Source organism: Maridesulfovibrio sp., from assembly GCF_963666665.1.
Classification (GTDB): domain Bacteria; phylum Desulfobacterota; class Desulfovibrionia; order Desulfovibrionales; family Desulfovibrionaceae; genus Maridesulfovibrio.
Window position 1 is genome coordinate 2523364 of record NZ_OY762999.1, and the last position, 17136, is coordinate 2540499.

13 protein-coding genes, 1 tRNA gene and 1 riboswitch are annotated in these 17136 nt (G+C 47.1%); of the genes, 7 read left to right on the forward strand and 7 right to left on the reverse strand.

Annotation, left to right across the window (positions count from 1 at the left end):
• Positions 1-105: 105 nt before the first annotated feature.
• The gene (locus tag ACKU40_RS11670; RefSeq protein ID WP_320172971.1) at positions 106-939 is read left to right on the forward strand and encodes a hypothetical protein; all 834 of its coding nucleotides are present in this window, start codon (positions 106-108) and stop codon (positions 937-939) included.
• Between the two features lie 75 nt (positions 940-1014).
• On the opposite strand, the gene ACKU40_RS11675 is transcribed toward ACKU40_RS11670, so the two are convergent.
• Positions 1015-2001: a phospholipase D family protein gene (locus tag ACKU40_RS11675; RefSeq protein WP_320172972.1), complete on the reverse strand. Its 987-nt coding sequence runs from the start codon at positions 1999-2001 to the stop codon at positions 1015-1017.
• Positions 2002-2241: 240 nt separating this feature from the next.
• On the opposite strand from ACKU40_RS11675, the gene ACKU40_RS11680 reads away from it, so the two are divergent.
• From ACKU40_RS11680 to ACKU40_RS11690, 3 genes are all read left to right on the forward strand, one after another.
• Positions 2242-3411, forward strand: a complete 1170-nt coding sequence (locus tag ACKU40_RS11680; RefSeq protein WP_320172973.1) for an AAA family ATPase — start codon at positions 2242-2244, stop codon at positions 3409-3411.
• Entirely contained in the window at positions 3408-4034 is a 627-nt protein-coding gene (locus ACKU40_RS11685; protein WP_320172974.1) for a DUF4276 family protein, read from the forward strand. The genes ACKU40_RS11680 and ACKU40_RS11685 overlap by 4 nt, the downstream gene beginning before the upstream one ends.
• 589 nt (positions 4035-4623) lie before the next feature.
• Positions 4624-6189 (forward strand): DEAD/DEAH box helicase, encoded by a 1566-nt coding sequence (locus ACKU40_RS11690; RefSeq protein WP_320172975.1) that lies wholly within the window; start codon positions 4624-4626, stop codon positions 6187-6189.
• Positions 6190-6244: 55 nt separating this feature from the next.
• Here the strand turns inward: ACKU40_RS11690 and ACKU40_RS11695 are convergent, their stop codons facing one another.
• Positions 6245-8713: a cytochrome ubiquinol oxidase subunit I gene (locus tag ACKU40_RS11695; RefSeq protein WP_320172976.1), complete on the reverse strand. Its 2469-nt coding sequence runs from the start codon at positions 8711-8713 to the stop codon at positions 6245-6247.
• A complete protein-coding gene (locus ACKU40_RS11700) occupies positions 8713-9753 on the reverse strand; it encodes a hypothetical protein (RefSeq protein ID WP_320172977.1) in 1041 nt (346 codons plus the stop codon). The genes ACKU40_RS11695 and ACKU40_RS11700 overlap by 1 nt, the downstream gene beginning before the upstream one ends.
• 191 nt (positions 9754-9944) lie before the next feature.
• Between ACKU40_RS11700 and ACKU40_RS11705 the strand changes: the two genes are divergently transcribed.
• Both ACKU40_RS11705 and ACKU40_RS11710 read left to right on the forward strand, forming a co-directional pair.
• Positions 9945-10031 (forward strand) — tRNA-Leu (locus ACKU40_RS11705).
• A gap of 195 nt (positions 10032-10226) precedes the next feature.
• Positions 10227-10889 carry a hypothetical protein gene (locus tag ACKU40_RS11710; RefSeq protein ID WP_320172978.1) on the forward strand — a complete coding sequence of 221 codons (663 nt, stop codon included), beginning with the start codon at positions 10227-10229 and terminating at the stop codon, positions 10887-10889.
• Between the two features lie 80 nt (positions 10890-10969).
• On the opposite strand, the gene ACKU40_RS11715 is transcribed toward ACKU40_RS11710, so the two are convergent.
• From ACKU40_RS11715 to ACKU40_RS11730, 4 genes are all read right to left on the reverse strand, one after another.
• Complete coding sequence (locus ACKU40_RS11715; RefSeq protein ID WP_320172979.1) at positions 10970-11851, reverse strand: methylenetetrahydrofolate reductase; 882 nt, start codon at positions 11849-11851, stop codon at positions 10970-10972.
• A gap of 68 nt (positions 11852-11919) precedes the next feature.
• Positions 11920-14190 carry a 5-methyltetrahydropteroyltriglutamate--homocysteine S-methyltransferase gene (gene metE / locus ACKU40_RS11720; RefSeq protein WP_320172980.1) on the reverse strand — a complete coding sequence of 757 codons (2271 nt, stop codon included), beginning with the start codon at positions 14188-14190 and terminating at the stop codon, positions 11920-11922.
• Positions 14191-14264: 74 nt separating this feature from the next.
• Positions 14265-14461, reverse strand: a riboswitch (cobalamin riboswitch).
• Positions 14462-14599: 138 nt separating this feature from the next.
• On the reverse strand, positions 14600-15172 hold the full coding sequence (locus ACKU40_RS11725; protein ID WP_320172981.1) for a DUF4136 domain-containing protein: 573 nt from the start codon (positions 15170-15172) through the stop codon (positions 14600-14602).
• Between the two features lie 161 nt (positions 15173-15333).
• Positions 15334-16623, reverse strand: coding sequence for a diguanylate cyclase (locus tag ACKU40_RS11730; RefSeq protein ID WP_320172982.1), 1290 nt, complete (start codon positions 16621-16623; stop codon positions 15334-15336).
• Between the two features lie 141 nt (positions 16624-16764).
• Here ACKU40_RS11730 and ACKU40_RS11735 point away from each other — a divergent pair, with 141 nt between their 5' ends.
• Positions 16765-17112 carry a PilZ domain-containing protein gene (locus ACKU40_RS11735; RefSeq protein ID WP_320172983.1) on the forward strand — a complete coding sequence of 116 codons (348 nt, stop codon included), beginning with the start codon at positions 16765-16767 and terminating at the stop codon, positions 17110-17112.
• Positions 17113-17136 lie beyond the last annotated feature (24 nt).

Sequence of the window (17136 nt, forward strand, 5' to 3'; positions counted from 1 at the left end):
TCACAATCCTATCACTAGTATAATTGGATGTACTCACTCATGAAAAGAACACTCATTTTAATCGTTATATTACTCCTTTCTTTTCCGTCCTCAGGACAAGGTAAAATGATAATACCTGTCACTATCCTGCAGGGCACCCTTGATAGCTACAACGAATTACTTTCCCATACAGATAAACCACCTTACCTTCTGGACGAATTCCCAAATGCGAAAATAAGCCGATCTCTCGCCGATGTAATCATAGCCCAGAAAGCCCTTCTGCTCGGCGGAATAGAACCGGAATTTATTTTTAAACCTATCCCCAACAGCAGACGCGCTACAGAAGATGCGGCCAATGGTCTGGTGGCCTTCTATCCCCATGAACTAAATCTGAAAACTTTGGATGTTCCAAGATATAAAAATATTTTTCTGGTTAGCGATCCGATCACAAGGTTTGGAGAATTTCAGAAGGTATTCTACTGCCTTCCATCTAACTCCGCACTGCTTTCAGCCACCAATGCAGCGGAAATCAATTTAAACGGCAAAGGAATCGTCGGACAGCATTGGCACAATGACAAAAAAGTGCTTGAGGACATGGGCATCACAAACATAATAGATGCCCCGACCTTTAATTGCATGGCTAAAATGATCGCAGCAGGACGGGCAGACTGGATTCCTTTAGAAATATCAAACTCCAAAGATTCCAGCATGACCATCAACGGAATACATCTAGTCCCTATTCCGGGGATCAAGTTCTCGCTCCTTGAAAGCAGACATTTCTTTATTTCTAAAGCCCACCCGGAAGGGAAGATAATCTATAGAGCTTTACAAAAAGGGATTAGGGAGCTGCGCAAACAAGGTTTTATCCATAAGATTCTCACTCAAGCAGGGATGTTTAATCCGTACGTTGATTCATGGACGATTTTAAATGGCGAGAAGATGAAGGCAGGATTGAACTGATTCAACAGTTGCAATAAAAATAAAAGCCGCAACAAGAGTTGCGGCTTTTTTGCGTTCTACAATTTTGATTTAAAATCAGGAAATCATCTTTTTCCAGTCAGCCATGAACTGCTTGAACACCGGAAATGTATCCTTGATATAAAAAACACCTTCTCCACCGACAAATGTGCTCAGGTACTTTTCCGAACCGATCAGCTCCTTGAAAGCCCGAATGACGTTGGGGGTAAGTTCAAACGGAGGTTTAACCGGTTCCTTATCCGAACGCATTACCGCGACAGTGGTGTAATCATATTCTTCATTTTCAATGTAGACTGCATTTTCAAACAGCTCATCAATAAACAGCCAGTGCGGCTTAACCTGCATGTCCGGACGGTTTTTCGAAGTAACTTTCCAGCAGAGAACCCACTTTCCTTTCCTGATCTTATCTCCGGCAGCTAAATGCATTTCATCGTCGATAAGACTTTCATAGTTTTCTATGTCGCCGCGATACTCAACGTTGTCGCAAACACCGTACCATGCAATATAAAAATCAGTTTCACTAAGCACCGCGTAATCGAGAAGCTCCTCGCCATCCTCCTCGATTTCTTCAGCCCCATTGCTCCTCTCGCGCTCGCGCCAGATATTATACAAATCGGAAAGGGCCTGCTTTTTCATTTCCTCCGCAGGATATTTCTTCATGGCGCTCTGCTTGATTTCAGAAAAATAGGAGCTGAGATTTTCAATTTCCCGCAAATCAGTAATTTCCACAGCAGCTTCTTCCAGCCCAGCTTCCGCAATTCCGTTCCTGCTCAGGTTGGGGCTTCCCAGAATGGCGGTCTGTTCGCCAATGTAAAATTTGCAATGCAGGTTATCCAAAAAGTGTACATTGTCCCATGAAAGGCAATCCACAAGGGACTGAATTCCCTTTGGATTCGACCCCTCAGTGGGAGAAACAACGACCTCTTTAACTTTCTCTTTGTCGATAAATTTCTCCCAGTCCAACCCGACATACGCAACAGCGATCCTCTCAGGCTCGCAACGCTCAACCGCTCCGCGTATTTCTCCAGTTTTCAACAGTTTCATAATGCCTCCGAACTGTTAAGAGTCCTGACGGGAATCTATGTGAGAGGGAACTTAATTTCAATAGAATTTTGTGGGAAGTTGGGTGGTAGGTAATTGGGGGGGGAGGAAGCATACGATGAGTCTCGATAGACTTTATACTCTGAATACTTGCCCCCTATTCGTAGCTATAGTACGGCGTATAAGAGAAAAACATTAATGCTCACCTGATATATAAGAATAAAGACATGAAGGAATCATAAAATGCTCATAGAAAAAATCAAACTATCAGAACTACTCAGTTTCCCGCCTGACTCAGACTGGATTCCGCTCGACAAACTTAATGTTATTATTGGCCCCAACGGAGCAGGAAAATCAAATTTAATTGAAGCTATCTCTCTTTTACAGTCGACTCCGGAAGACTTCACATCCCCAATTCGCAAGGGAGGAGGTGCTAAAGAATGGATATGGAAAAAGAGAAACGGACAACGGGCTACTATAGAAGCAATTATTCCAAAAGAGAATTTACGATATGCTAAAAACATCCATTACAAAATTGAATTCACTGAATCAGGACAACGAGTTGAAATAACCGATGAAAAAATCGAAGAAGAAAAACCTGCTGCAGGAGAAAGCACCCCTTATTTCTACTACAGCATTCAAAATGGAATCCCCATTATAAACAACAACTCAACTACTGGACCACGCAGACTGGAAAGAGATTCTGTTAACCCTGAACAATCGATTCTTGCCCAAAGAAGAGACCCGGAACAATATCCAGAACTGACATGGCTAGGTGATGAATTCCGCCAGATTAAAATATATGACACATGGGAATTCGGCAGATTTACCGAACTACGCAGACAACAACCAGCTGATGGAAAGACTAACTTTCTTGATGAAGACTGCTTAAATTTAGGACTTATTTTAAATAATTTTAGAGGAAAACCAGAAGTAAAACGTAAGGTAAAAGAATATCTAGCTAAGTTCTGTCCTTCAGCAACAGACATAGAGTCGATAATAGAAGGCAACGGAGTTAGAATCTTTCTCGAAGAAGGAGATTTATCCACCCCTGCGAATAGGTTATCTGATGGAACAATTCGTTTTTTATGTTTACTCGCTATTCTGTGCCACCCAACCCCACCTTCACTCATCTGCATTGAAGAACCGGAAATGGGCCTGCACCCTGACGCAATAGTGCTGCTTAAAGATTTATTAATTGAAGCATCTGAACACACTCAAATAATTATAACGACACACTCAGACATACTTATCGACGCCTTAAGTGAAACACCGGAATATGTCATGGTATGTGAAAAGGCAGAAGGCAAAACAAAGATAATCCGTCTGGATAGGTTAAATCTAAAATCATGGCTTGAAAATTACTCTCTGGGAGACCTCTGGATCAATGGCTACTTAGGAGGAACCCTGTGAGCACTATCATGGTTTTTGTAGAAGGCGGAGCTTTAAGAAATAAACAATTAAACATTGACTGCCGCAGAGCTTTTAAAGTTTTTTTCAAAAAATACGGAATAGCTGACAATAAAATAAAAGTAATTGCATGCGGGTCGCGTCAATTTGCATACAGAGATTTTTGCATAGAAATAAGTCAAGCAAAAGAACCGAAACATATCATCCTTTTAGTGGACAGTGAAAAGCATGTAGAAAAGAAGCACAGATATAAACCATGGGATCATTTCAAGGAGCGAGAGGGGGACAAGCACTGGCAAAAACCAACGCAGGCAGATGATAACTCTGCGCAACTTATGGTCCAATGTATGGAAGCGTGGTTTATGGCTGATAAGACAGCATTAAAAGAGTACTATAAAAAAAATTTTAAAGTAACCGTACTCCCAACCAGCCAAGACATTGAAAATATCGACAAAAAGATCCTTTATTCTTCACTAGAAAAAGCCACAAAGGACACACAAAAAGGGAAATATAGTAAAGGCAACCATTCTTTTAAAATTTTGGCCGAAATAAACCCTGTCAATGTTAAAGACAAATCATCGTGGGCCGAGCGACTTTTAGAACATTTAAAAGAACTCTGTCCTTAATTCCCTAAAGAAAACCCTTGACCCAACACCCATTCGGTGCTTAATGCTCCTCGCGTCCGTCCATATCCGGTTGTTTTGGGTCCATAGAGACCCGAGTTTTAAGACAAGGGCAGTGTACTTGCTTCGTACATCGTCCTTATGTGACGATTTTCCTGAAACCTAATTAAGAGATTGGGACCAGTTATGCAGGCAGTTCGCCTTGCTGTTTCAGGAAAAAGTACGATCTGCCTTTGTGAGTTTTTTACCCACCTTTTGTAGATCGAGATAACCGGACGGTCCCTCCAAAAATACCGGACATTTATTACGGTAGCTAGAAGCCTCCCCTGCTTTTAAGGGGCTGGCATTGCTTTGTTTTTCACCCCCATTTCCGCAAGACCGGAGCATTCCCCGGATCAGGCCGCACGTGCGGTTTGCTGATTCGTGTTGCTGTACTTTTGCCAGTGATAACAAACGACCCGATTTAATAAATCCGGCCCAGCTGAAACGGGAATTAACACGCGCCCAGTTGAGAACTGAGACGCGCTCATGTTTTATTGCCCTTTTAAATATAACTTTTATTTTCACTACATTTTAGAGAGATACATACATCATGGAAAAATTTAGAAACCTCGGTCTTTCCGATGCCATTATTGAAGCACTTGAGAAAAAAGGCTTCACCGCGCCCACTCCTATTCAGGAAAAAACCATTCCCATGCTCCTTTCCGGTGAAAAGGACATCGTAGGTCAGGCTCAGACAGGTACCGGTAAAACCGCAGCATTCGGCCTGCCCATCATTGAAAATGTCCGCGAAGGTGCAGGACACGTTCAGGCCATCATCCTGACCCCTACCCGTGAACTTGCTATGCAGGTTGCGGATGAAATCATTTCTTTCCGCGGCACACGCAAAGTTTTCGTAGCCACTGTCTACGGCGGACAGCCCATGCTTCCGCAGCTGAAGGCCCTCAAACGCGGTGCGGACATCGTTGTCGGTACCCCCGGCCGTGTTCTGGACCACATCCGCAGAAAAACCCTCGACCTTTCCAAAATCAACAACTTCGTACTCGATGAAGCTGACGAAATGTGCAACATGGGCTTCCTTGAAGAAGTATCCGAGATTATGGAAAATGCCGGAGAAGATCGCCGCACCCTGCTTTTCTCCGCTACCATGCCCCGCGAAGTAATGAACATCGCCAAGAAATTCATGGGCGATTACGATGTGGTTTCTGTAAAACGCGAAAAAGACGAAGCTCCGCTGACCGAACTGATTTTTCACGAAGTGAACGAGCGTGACCGCTTTGAAGCACTCTGCCGTGTTGTTGATGCACAACCCGAATTTTACGGTCTGGTCTTCTGCCGTACCCGCGCCGATGCCGACCGCGTAGCCGGGACACTCGCTGAGCGCGGCTACCCCGCCGAACCGATTCACGGTGATCTTTCACAGGCCCGCCGCGAAGACATCCTCATGCGTTTCCGCAACCGCCGTTGTAAAATCCTTGTGGCTACCGACGTTGCTGCCCGTGGTATCGACGTTCCCGATCTTTCGCACGTTGTTAACTTCGCACTTCCGCAGGATCCGCAGAGCTTTGTTCACCGCGTAGGCCGTACCGGACGTGCAGGTAAAAAAGGTGTTGCTGTAACCCTGATTACCCCCCGTGAATTCGGCAAGCTCCGCTACATCACTAAAATAACCAAACTCAGTGTGGATAAGCAGCCCCTGCCGACCATTGATCAGGTTATTGATGTGAAAAAATCCCGCATGGGCGCAGAGCTGAGCGACATTGTTGAAGCAGGAAAGCATCTTTCCTACCTCGACCTCGCCCACGAGCTTCTCGACGGAGTTGATCCCATTGAAGCTGTTGCAGCACTGCTCAAGCATTCTCAGGGCAGCGTTCTGGACAAACGCAGCTACCGTAAGATCGAGGAATGCGGCGGTCCCGCTGCAAACCGTGGTCGCGTACGCTTCACTGCAGGCGTTGGCCGTGCACACGGCATGACCCCGCGTAAACTGGTAGATATGATCTGCCGCCGCGCGCGCATCAACCCGGTACGCATCCAGCACGTTAAAATTCAGGGACGCCAGTCCACATTCACCGTGCCCGCAGGTGATTCCGACAACGTAATGCGCGCTGTGAACAGGGCTTCCAAAAACGAAGGCCCCTTGCTCAGAAAAGGCTAGTTTCTAATAATTCAAAAGCCCGGTTCGAACCATGTTCGAACCGGGCTTTTTTTGTTTATTCTTCCAGTCCCATGCCGGGATGGTGAGCCGGATAACCCATGTCGTCCTCATGGCAGACCGTGCAGGTTCCGGCTGCTCCCATGGGCTGAGCTTCACCCATATATTGCAGCGGGCGCAGATTATCGCGCTCGTTTGCTGCCGGGAAGATGGCATGCGGTGCGTTGTGGCAGGCAGCACACATTACAGCACCCATTTCATCCTTGCGGTTACGGAACAACCCTTCCCTGTCCTCAGTCCACTTATTAAAAGCGGAGTCCGAATCAGGAGCGGCAAATTCAACGTGACAGGTCAGGCAATCAGGCTGCTGCTCGTTGGGCTGGCGTGAGTTGATCTCTTCAAGCTCATACTCAACAGGAGTAATCAACTTAATTAACTGCTTGGCTGCGGGTTTAGCTTCCTCACCTTTAAGCAAGGCAAGGGCGTGATTTTCCATGGATCCGTGACAGTTCACGCATTCCATTCCGGCATTAACATGCACCCCGCGCAGGCTTTCCTGCGGATGGCACATCATGCAGGCGTCGTTTTCCCTTCCGGAAAGATAAACCGCATGGAAACCGTGGAGGGCGGTGGACAGGTTGAGCTGCAATTCACCGTCATGACACCCCATGCAATCAATGATCTCGTTATCCTTCAGACGCTGCTTGAAGTTGGTTTTGTTGTCACGGTCATGTACCCCGGCGATATCCACCGCTGTGCGGGCGGAGAATCCGCCCTGTTCCGGTATATCCCAGCCTCCGCCGTGACAATTATTGCAACCCGGACGGGTGGAAACCGGAAGCACGATAGTTGTGCTAGCGAGAACATTCCCATCCGCATCAAGGGCTTGAACGTCCACCTGAGGCAAGGGTTGGTACGCTTCCTTGGTGTAGGGCAGAATTTCTATGGGACCGGACTGAAAATAGCCGTCTTTGACCGCAAGTTCAAAACTCTCATCCATACCCTGCGGCTTGCAGACGATCTTCACATCATCAGTGATTACTTCGGGAGGATCGCCACGCAACAAAAGCTGAGCACGTACAGTGCTGCCCTTGTCGGTGATTGACATGGCCCGGTCTTTATCAATGATCAAGCGCAGCCCTTCCAGCGGCCAAGCCATGAGCACGTATTCCTGATCAGCTTTGAAGGGACCGGGGCTAAGCTCCGCCTCTTCAGGGTCCGGCAGGACTGGATCATATCCAGCTCCTACAGAATGAATATATTCCGCAAGAACGTTGCGTTCTTCAGCAGTACCGATGAATTCGGGCATATACTTATTAACTTTGCCCATGCCGGAGATAAAGGCATCCAGCCCGGCAGTTGTGTATTTTGATGTGCGGCGCACAATATCATTCATGGGACCGTTAACAGCGTGGCAAGGACCGCATTCCATCTGGTAAAGCCATGATCCGGCTTTCAGACGGTTCTGGTCTGTTATCTCGCGCAGATCCTGCGGAATCCATTTAGCATTCTGCAAAATCGACTCGCCATGCAGCTTTTTTGCCTGCTCCACAGTGATGTTGGTGGAATAGACCTCACCCCAGACAACATAAGGTTTACGGCCGGCCTCGCGCATGAACTCAAAAGAGCCGTAAAACATCAGGGCCACCACCAGCATTACCATTGCCGAGCTGAAATTAACCCGGCGCGGGGCACAGATAGCCATAAAGAGCCCGCCGACCAGAAGTACCGGAGCTGTGTATTTGAAAACCTGCATGAAGAAAGCCACGCGGTGTGACTTGTGAACTACCTGCATGGCCTGTTCAGCGGGGATGTTGCCCATATACCAGTAGCCGGAAAATACGGTCAAAACCAATCCGGTCAGGGTCCAGATGCCGCAGAAACGGACCAGCATGCAGCGCAGGCTCTTGTCCTTAATCCGCGCCGCAGTCACAAAACCGAACAATCCGGCCAGCATGCCGCAAAGCGCGGTACGGAAAAAAAGTGCCGGCCAGAAGGTCGGGTTGAAAATGGCATCCCAAAAACTTCTGGTTTCCTGCCAAACTCCGGGGGTGAGCATGAAGGAAACCACGCCGTTGATGGTCACGAGGGACAGAAAAGCGAAAAGGAAATAGAACCAGCCGATAATCAGGTGATCACGGCGGTTCATCTTATCCCAATAGTAATAATAGATAAGCAGGGCGACAATCTCACCCACAAACCAGACCCATTCCGTAGCCCATGCAAAAAGAAATTCACGGACCAGCACAAGGGTTCCCTGCGGACTGAGCAGGGCCATGGTGAACCAGAGGGCCACCCCGGTTCCGCCGCCGAAAACCATGGTCAGCAGCAGGAAAAACTTGGAATGTTTTTTTACGTAATCTCGCAACTCGCTTGATTCAGTCTTATAAGCCAGTTTTTCTGTGACTACGAGAAACAGCCCGCCACCCACGGCAAACTGAGCCACGAAAACATGTATGGTCGCGATGAATGCGATCCAGAATCCACCGCCGAAAGTAGTTAAATGCCAGATTGGATATTCCATCATTAACTCCTTTCAGCCTTGAGCATGAGTTTCAGCATGTAGACGATGCAGAATCCGCCTGCGATGAGTGAGAGAATGAAAAGTATGAAAGGGTCCCATTGTCCGGAGACAGGTGCTGTGTCGAGCGAGAAATAAGGTTCAAGGTATTTCTGGCGCACAAGGTGGCGCATGGTCGCCATAACCGGGACGATGAAGACAGTTGCAGCTGTCCCCCAGCAGACATTCTTGGTGAATCCGGCATGAAGCATGGCGAAAGTTGCCAATAATCCCACGCAGAGCAGAATCGTGGCAAACATATCACCGCCCATAAAGATAAGCATGACCTCCTTGGGCAGGGCCACCAGAAACCAGAACCCCATAAGAACATTCACCAATGTTGAACGGGAGAACCATTTCATTCCCGTATCAACAAACTCGGAATCACCTTTGCGCTTGCCCACAAGGGCCACCAGAAGTCCCCCCACAGCCAGCGCAGATATGGCAAAATGCATGAACCGCGGATAAAGAACCGGATCACTCAGGTTAAGGTTGAACCCGTGCGGATCGGTAAAATATTCAGGCCAGACTTCCGGGCGCAGCATCAGAGTCATTTTATTGGAAAGCATGAAGCCGATGTAGACGATTGCAGCCAGAACTGCTGCCATGGTAATCCTGCGTCCTGAGATGCCCAAATTTTCATAACGGTAATTATGAAAATACAAACCATAATAGCCGCCGATCAGGGCAGCAATTACCGCCAGCCAGAAAACAGCCATAAGAATTGAGGAAACATAGCTGAACTGGCCGTAAACTGCCTGCAGGAACAAGAGCGGCGGAACTCCGGCATTGATTGCCAAAGCCAGCAGGGTCGGCAGTTTCTTGGAAATATTTTTGGAAATCGCTGTCCCTCCGGAAAGGGAGTGGACAAAAACGATAGCCGCCCCCCCGAAAACTGCATTCATGAGCAACAGGTGAACAGAAAAAGTGATGATTGAAAGAGTTACCGGCCAGATAGGATGAATAGAGATACCAATAGCAGCCGGAACCAGCGTGGACGGATCCATGAATTTCCCCCTTATTAATTTTCTAGCTAGGCTTTGTATAACAGGAGAAAACAGGCTCCACAATTAGAAAGCAATTACTTTTTGAGTGACACTTTTCCAGCGAAAACAGCTTTTTTGCAATTTATTTACGATTTAACAAAAAAAGTCCTTGCCAAAGCAAGTCGAAATCAATAAACACGTTTCTACCGAGTGCCGAAGTGGTGGAATTGGTAGACACGCTAGGTTCAGGGTCTAGTGGAGGTTTCTCCGTGGAAGTTCGAGTCTTCTCTTCGGCACCACTCGTAAACAAAGAAAGCCGCAACGCAAGTTGCGGCTTTTTTCGTTTTATACCCCCTCATTACGCAAAAGCAGTAGCTTTTCCCATGCTTTCTCCTGCAAAGAAAGACTCCTGATTACACTTCCTTTTCTAATGGAAAAATCCCTTCAATCGAGTATACTGCAGTCCTAACCTAAAAGAACATGGAGAAAGCAAAATGAAAAATTACCGTTCCCGCTTGATAGTTGTTTCCCTGCTGACCTTGGCATGTATGCTTTTTCAAGCTTCCGCAGTGTTGGCCTTCAGCCTGAACGACCTGTCCTCTTCCGCTGAAACGGCCAAAAGCACAGCAGAAGGTGCAAGCCTGCTTGACCGGGCCAAAAACGTCTATACGGGCTTTTACGATTCCACTGAGAACCTCGTGGATGCACAGACTGTGACTATGAGCCTGCTCAATCCTGATGAAGGCGCAGCCCTGACTTCACAGCTCGGTGACATCAATTCCGGTTCGACCTTCACCAGACTTGCCAAGCTCGTAGGATTTTCCGAAAGCATGGATGCCGGAACAACAGACTCTTCCCTGACCTCAAAACTGACCAAGATCATCACTACTCCCGGCAGCTTTGATAAGGCTAAGAAAGTTTACGATCATGCATCCACCGCTTACACTTCCGGCAACAATTCCGTAGGCGAAGCCAAGACCTTGTACAAGGAAATCAAAGACTTTATCGCTTCACCTTCATCCAAGGGGATCAGCGAAACCCTGCTTTCCGGACTGGGAGAATATTCCGATAAGATTCTGCCCTTCATCATTGAGAACGGTCCGGAGCGGGTAAAAACAGCCGCCCAGATCGCTGATGCATTTAAAGGATTTTTGTAGAAAGACCTATTAGCAAAAAAAGCCCTTCAATCCAATTGGATTGAAGGGCTTTTTTATGCAGCTATGAATAACGTAATTTATTAATTGAAATATCCGTCACTCTTCAGATCAGTTACCAATCTCTCGCACATGGCAGCACGGTTCAGGCTGTAGATATGAACTCCCGGCGCCCCCTTATCAAGCAGATCTGCTATCTGTTTGCGTGCAAATTCAAAACCGAACGCCATGACCGCTTCATCTCCGCCCTTCTCAAAAGCCTTTTCCACCCCGCAATAAAGGTCACCGGGAATGCCTGCCCCGCAAAGAGACATAATCCGGCGCAAAGAGCTTAAAGACTGTATCGGCAGGACACCGGGGATTACCGGAGCACTGCTGCCAAGCTCGCCCAACCTGTCCACGTAATCGAAGTAGAGTCTGTTGTCGAAGAAAAGCTGGGTCATGGTGAAATCCGCCCCTTTGGACAACTTTGAATTATGGATTTCAATATCCGCGGCAATGGAAGGAGATTCTGGATGACCTCCGGGATATCCGGCTACGGCAATCCCCACTTCGGAAAATTTGTCATCAACATATTCCACAAGGTCAGAAGCATGGAAAAAACGGCTCTGGACTTCGCCGTTTCCATCTTTAACCCCGTCACCTCCAAGAGCCAGAATATCAGAAACACCGGCCTGTCCTAAACGGGAGACAAACTCATCAATGGACTGTTCACTGGCACCGACACAAGTCAGATGGGCGAGGATATCAATACCCATATCTTTTTTAAGCAGGGAGCAAATCTCGAGAGAGTTGTCGTGGCTGGTTCCTCCTGCTCCATAAGTAACTGAAGCAAAGAGGGGTTTTAATGCGGCCAGCCTTGCAGCCCTTTCCATAAATACGGGCCATGTGGATTTATCCTTGGGCGGGAAAAATTCAAAAGAAAAAAACTGTCCAGCTTCATTGATATTCTGTGCCACCTGCATTCTAATTCTCCATTTATTATCTGCTTGATTCCCGGACCGCAGATACGGCCCGGGAAATTTATTGTTGTTTACTGAATCTTGCGACGAATAATTTCAGCCGCCTGAACCATATTTTTAAGTGCCGGGACAACCTCGTCCCATTTGCGGGTTTTGAGTCCGCAATCCGGGTTTACCCACAGCCGTTCTGCTGGAATGACTTCCAATGCTTTTTCAAGCAGCTGGGCCATATCATCAGCCGCCGGAATGGCAGGACTGTGAATGTCGTAAACACCGGGACCGACTTCATTGGGATAGCTGAAGTGTTTAAAACTTCCTAAAAGTTCCATGCGGCTGCGGCTGGCCTCAATGCTGATAACATCGGCATCAAGTGCGGCAATGGAATCCATGATTTCATCAAATTCGCAGTAGCACATGTGGGTATGAATCTGAGTTGAATCCTCTACGCAGGAAGCGGAAAGACGAAAGCACTCTTCAGCCCACTTCAGGTATTCCGGCTGCTCTGCCTTACGCAACGGCAAACCTTCACGCAGGGCAGGTTCATCTATCTGAATGACTTTAACCCCGCTCTTTTCAAGATCCGCAACTTCGTCACGTACTGCCAGTGCGATCTGACGGCAGGTTTCACTGCGCGGTTGGTCATCACGAACGAAACTCCAGCAAAGTATGGTTACCGGACCGGTGAGCATACCCTTAACCTCGCGAGCGGAAAGGGAGCGGGCATAGTTGATCCAATCGACTGTGATGGGAGCGGGACGGGAAACATCACCGAAAATAACCGGAGGCTTCACGCAACGGGAACCGTAACTCTGGACCCAGCCGTTGGATGTAAAGCAATAACCGTCAAAATTTTCTCCGAAATACTCAACCATGTCATTGCGCTCCGGCTCGCCATGAACCAGCACATCAAGACCGATAACTTCCTGAAGGCGGATGCAGTCTTCGATATATCCGCGCATGAAAATTTCGTAATCAGCGCGGTCAATACGCCCGTTCTTGAAACCACTTCTGGTGGAACGCACTTCCGGGGTCTGGGGGAATGAACCGATGGTGGTCGTCGGCAGGATAGGAAATCCAAGATCACGCTGAATTTCAGCCCGTTTTTCATAAACTGAATTACGGTGGTAATCTTCGGGCTGAAGTGCTGCCACCCTCAGGGCAACCTCCGGATTGTTCACTCTATGACTAATCTTGCGTGATTCAAGAATCCTGCGATTCTCAGCAAGAACTGCGTCAACGTCCTTACCTGTTGCAGCGTCGGCAATGGTTCTGATTTCAGCACATTTCTGGCGGGCAAAAGACATCCATGATTTAATATCAGCGTCCAGATTTGTTTCCAGATCAAGATCAAAAGGAACATGCAAAAGTGAGCATGAAGGAGCCACCAGCACACGCTCCCGACCAAGTATCGCATATGCAGATTCAACCGCAACCACAGCCCGGTCAAGGTCAGCACGCCATATATTTCTACCGTCAACTACACCGAGCGAGAGGCTCAAGTTATCTGCCAGCTTAGCCAGCAAAGGTTCAAGGTCCTGTGATCCACGAACAAGATCCACATGCAAACCGTCAACAGGCAGAGCTGCAGCCGCTTCAAGATTATTTCCAAGAGCGCCGAAATATGTAGCGACCAAAATTCTACTGTCAGCAGCCTCTTTAAGTGTGCGGTAAACAGGGATGAAAAGTTTGCGCGTCGATTCTTCAAGATCAAGAGCCAATACGGGTTCATCAAACTGAATCCATTCGCATTTGGCGGAAAGTTTCTCAATGAGTTCCACATAGGCTGGCAACAATTTTTCCAGCAGGTCCAGACGGTCAAAGTCCTGATCTGCGCATTTGCCCAACAACAGGAAAGTCAGCGGACCGGGCAGCACAGCCTTCACTCTATGCCCCAGCTGAATAGCTTCTTCCACCTGCTCAAGGATGGTTTCGTCAGCGAGGATAAACTCCTGATCCCTGCTGAATTCGGGCACGATGTAATGATAGTTGGTATCGAACCATTTGGTCATTTCCATGGCTGCCACGCCGTTTTCTCCGGCTTCGCCACGTGCCATCCTGAAATAATCATCAAGGGAAGGCTTAGCGCCATCTACGTTATATCTGGCAGGGATAACACCAAACCTTACCGCGTTGTCGAGCATATGGTCGTAGTAGGAAAAATCACCTACAGGAAGAAGATCAACTCCGGCCAGCTTCTGATTTTCCCAGTGCAACTCACGGAGTTTCCTGGCAGTCAGGGCAAGATCATCCGCCCCGGCTTCACCTCTCCAGTAAGATTCAAGTTTTCGTTTAAGTTCGCGATTACTGCCCATTCTGGGATAGCCTAAAGTGTGCGTCAGCATTGTAGTTCTCCATATTAAAAGTGTCCGCTTAGCGGCGGGACTATTGCCCCTGTTTCACAGACCTGTTCGCGAGGTCCGGCACTTGCTCCCGCAGGACGTCTTCTGGCTTCCGGGCCTATTCGACGCACAGCACCGCTCCTTCCCGTTTTCTAACAGTGGACCGACACTATTCCCTTCTTGATTTACCCGGTTACAGCAGCGCGCCTGCGACGGATTTCCACCGTCTTCCGTTTCCTGCGGGCGCATACAAACCAAATTCAATATATAAAAATATTGTTATATAGTGATGGAGAAATGACATTCTTCAATCCCAAAGTCAAGGGTTGTTGCAAGATTTTGCTGAGACAAATAAAAAGGCCCTCGGAATAAATCCGAGAGCCTCAAAAAAACATTCTGTTATTTTGCTGTATTATTCGCAATCTCTAACATTCAATTTTTCGCGGAAATTTCCATCGGCAGTGGGAAACTTGGAAAAAGCCCCTTTGACCAGACATCTACCTACAACATCCAGACCTTCACGATCCTGACTTGTAGCCATGCCACGCCACAGGTAGGTCTTCATACCTTCATTTTCGGGAGTCATCAGGTAGATACGTACAGTGTTGTCCACCCTAGGAGCATCAGCGGTCTTAACCACCCCGATATCGGTATTGGTCTTAGTGATGTAATCGTACTCATAAGCTTCACGCTTGTAAGTTACGCCCCTTTCCATGAAAGCCTTGGACCCGAAATTCACCACAACCATAAAATCCGGTGAATTAGGATCGTAACTGAAACCTTTGGCTTCAAGTTCCTGTTTCGCAGTGTTGAGCAGAATAGCCTCAAGATCCTTTTTGGATTCACTTTTCTGCTTAAATGCAAAAGTTTTCAAACCATTAAAATCAACACCCGGAACAGGCTTATTCTCAACATCCATATTTACGTATACGCACCCGGAAAGCAGCATCCCGATCAGCGCAAAAACAACGAGTAACTTCCTCACCACATTCTCCTGACTTTATTAGTTACGACCCTCCCCTTAAATTCAGGCCGCATTAGATATAATATTACACATTCCTATAACATAACCATTTATCTTTTTTACCAGCTTTAGCCAAGAGTAAAAACAGAATTAGATAGGGTAAATGCTGCTGCATAAAAAAATCAATCGTAAAAGCAAACCTGATTGCGCCCGGATTCCTTAGCATCATATAAAGCCATGTCCGCCATACGCAGCAAGCGCTCAGGGTCCAGCCTGCGTGAACTCATCGTAGCCACCCCGATACTGGCTGTGCAATGAATGAAACCATCCAAGGCAGGGACTTCACTTTCCGCAAATTTTCTGCGCATACGCTCGGCCACGGTTATGCCACCCGTAAGATCTGTTCCAGGTAAAAATACCGCAAATTCCTCTCCACCCATTCTGGCAAAGACATCGTCTTCCCTGATCACAGCCCTGCAAACATCGGCAAAATATTTAAGGACCGCATCTCCGACCTCATGACCATACGAGTCATTAATCTTTTTGAAGTCATCAAGATCAATCATCAACATTGCCGGCCCAGCAGGATTACGATTCTCGTTACTCATAAACAACTCAACCAGCCGAAAAAACTCCCGGCGGTTATAAGCACCGGTAAGACTGTCAGTTGTTGCCAGTAAAACCAACCGGTCTTCTTCAGCCTTACGCAAAGAAATATCGTCAACAACCCAAAGCACACCGCGATTAAGATCAGCAGGGACATTAACATCCACGGCCTGACCGGATAAAGAACACCACAAGGATTTACCGTCCCTGCGCCGCAGTTGGTATTCAATGTTCACTTGGGCCTTATTCACAAGAGTATAGTAATACAATCTTCCGAATTCGTGGAATTTTTCTTCAGTTAAATGCAAGTCAAGCATACTCAGGCCGATCATATCCGCAGGAGACTCATACCCCAAAATATCTGCGAGTGCCTGATTAGCCCGCTTCAAGATTCTTCCTCCCTGCAGGAACATCATTCCGACCCTGCTGCTCTCAAAAATTATTCCCAGCTCATGCAGGGTTTCGCGGAGTTCCATTTCGGTTGCTTTCAGGTAAGAAATATCACGCATGGCTGAGATACGATAAATCCTGTCTCGCAATTCTACGGTCCGTCCACGAATTTCAGCAGGAAAAACAGAACCATCCTTGCGCTTGCCCATAACGAAATAAGGCTGGTCATATCTGGTGGATATTTTTTCTTTTACGAGTTCACGATAGTCATCGGCAATAAAATTCAGTCCGTGCATGCCGATAACTTCTCCATGTGAATACCCCAAAACCTTAAGAACTTCTTTGTTAACTGCCACGCAATGCATATCTTCCCCAAACACACCAATGGATTCGGAAGAAGAATCCGCAATGAGTGTCTGCAATTCAAGCTGTTCTTTTAATTCAAAGATATATTTCTGAAGAGCGTCAGCCCCCATAACTTTCCCCGTATTTATAGGCCATTTAATCCTGAGAAAACCTAAAAAAACGAATCAGACTCATTTCCAACACGATCATACAAAAAAAATAATTCACTTGCAGTTATTAAAAATTTATTATCCCCGGCTGGGGAGATAAATATGAACACATTATCAGATAGACGAAAACACACAAGGATCGAGCTGAGTTCCATCAACAGCTTTTACCGACAATGTGACGTTGCCGCGACTTCCGGTGGGGATATAGATATAACAATCCTCAATATTTCCAGGAAAGGAATGAAGTTCAAGATCAATTCTGCAAATGATTCCGGCAAGATAAAATTAGACGACGAACTGTTTATTCGCGGCTGTATTTTCAATGACAGAATCGGATTCCTCAGCAGCCAAAAAGCTGTAACCGTGTGGCAGGACAATACTGTTTTCGGAGTTGAATTCACACCGTCCCTCGACCTTGATGAACCTTCGTTATTCAACATGCTTAAATAAACCGCCGATTGCTGATTCCACCCT

Coding starts and splice junctions, on each gene's coding strand:
- ACKU40_RS11670 (WP_320172971.1), top strand. CDS start 106: ATGATAATACCTGTCACTATCCTGCAGGGCACCCTTGATAGCTACAAC.
- ACKU40_RS11675 (WP_320172972.1), bottom strand. CDS start 2,001: ATGAAACTGTTGAAAACTGGAGAAATACGCGGAGCGGTTGAGCGTTGC.
- ACKU40_RS11680 (WP_320172973.1), top strand. CDS start 2,242: ATGCTCATAGAAAAAATCAAACTATCAGAACTACTCAGTTTCCCGCCT.
- ACKU40_RS11690 (WP_320172975.1), top strand. CDS start 4,624: ATGGAAAAATTTAGAAACCTCGGTCTTTCCGATGCCATTATTGAAGCA.
- ACKU40_RS11695 (WP_320172976.1), bottom strand. CDS start 8,713: ATGATGGAATATCCAATCTGGCATTTAACTACTTTCGGCGGTGGATTC.
- ACKU40_RS11700 (WP_320172977.1), bottom strand. CDS start 9,753: ATGGATCCGTCCACGCTGGTTCCGGCTGCTATTGGTATCTCTATTCAT.
- ACKU40_RS11710 (WP_320172978.1), top strand. CDS start 10,227: ATGAAAAATTACCGTTCCCGCTTGATAGTTGTTTCCCTGCTGACCTTG.
- ACKU40_RS11715 (WP_320172979.1), bottom strand. CDS start 11,851: ATGCAGGTGGCACAGAATATCAATGAAGCTGGACAGTTTTTTTCTTTT.
- metE (WP_320172980.1), bottom strand. CDS start 14,190: ATGCTGACGCACACTTTAGGCTATCCCAGAATGGGCAGTAATCGCGAA.
- ACKU40_RS11730 (WP_320172982.1), bottom strand. CDS start 16,623: ATGGGGGCTGACGCTCTTCAGAAATATATCTTTGAATTAAAAGAACAG.
- ACKU40_RS11735 (WP_320172983.1), top strand. CDS start 16,765: ATGAACACATTATCAGATAGACGAAAACACACAAGGATCGAGCTGAGT.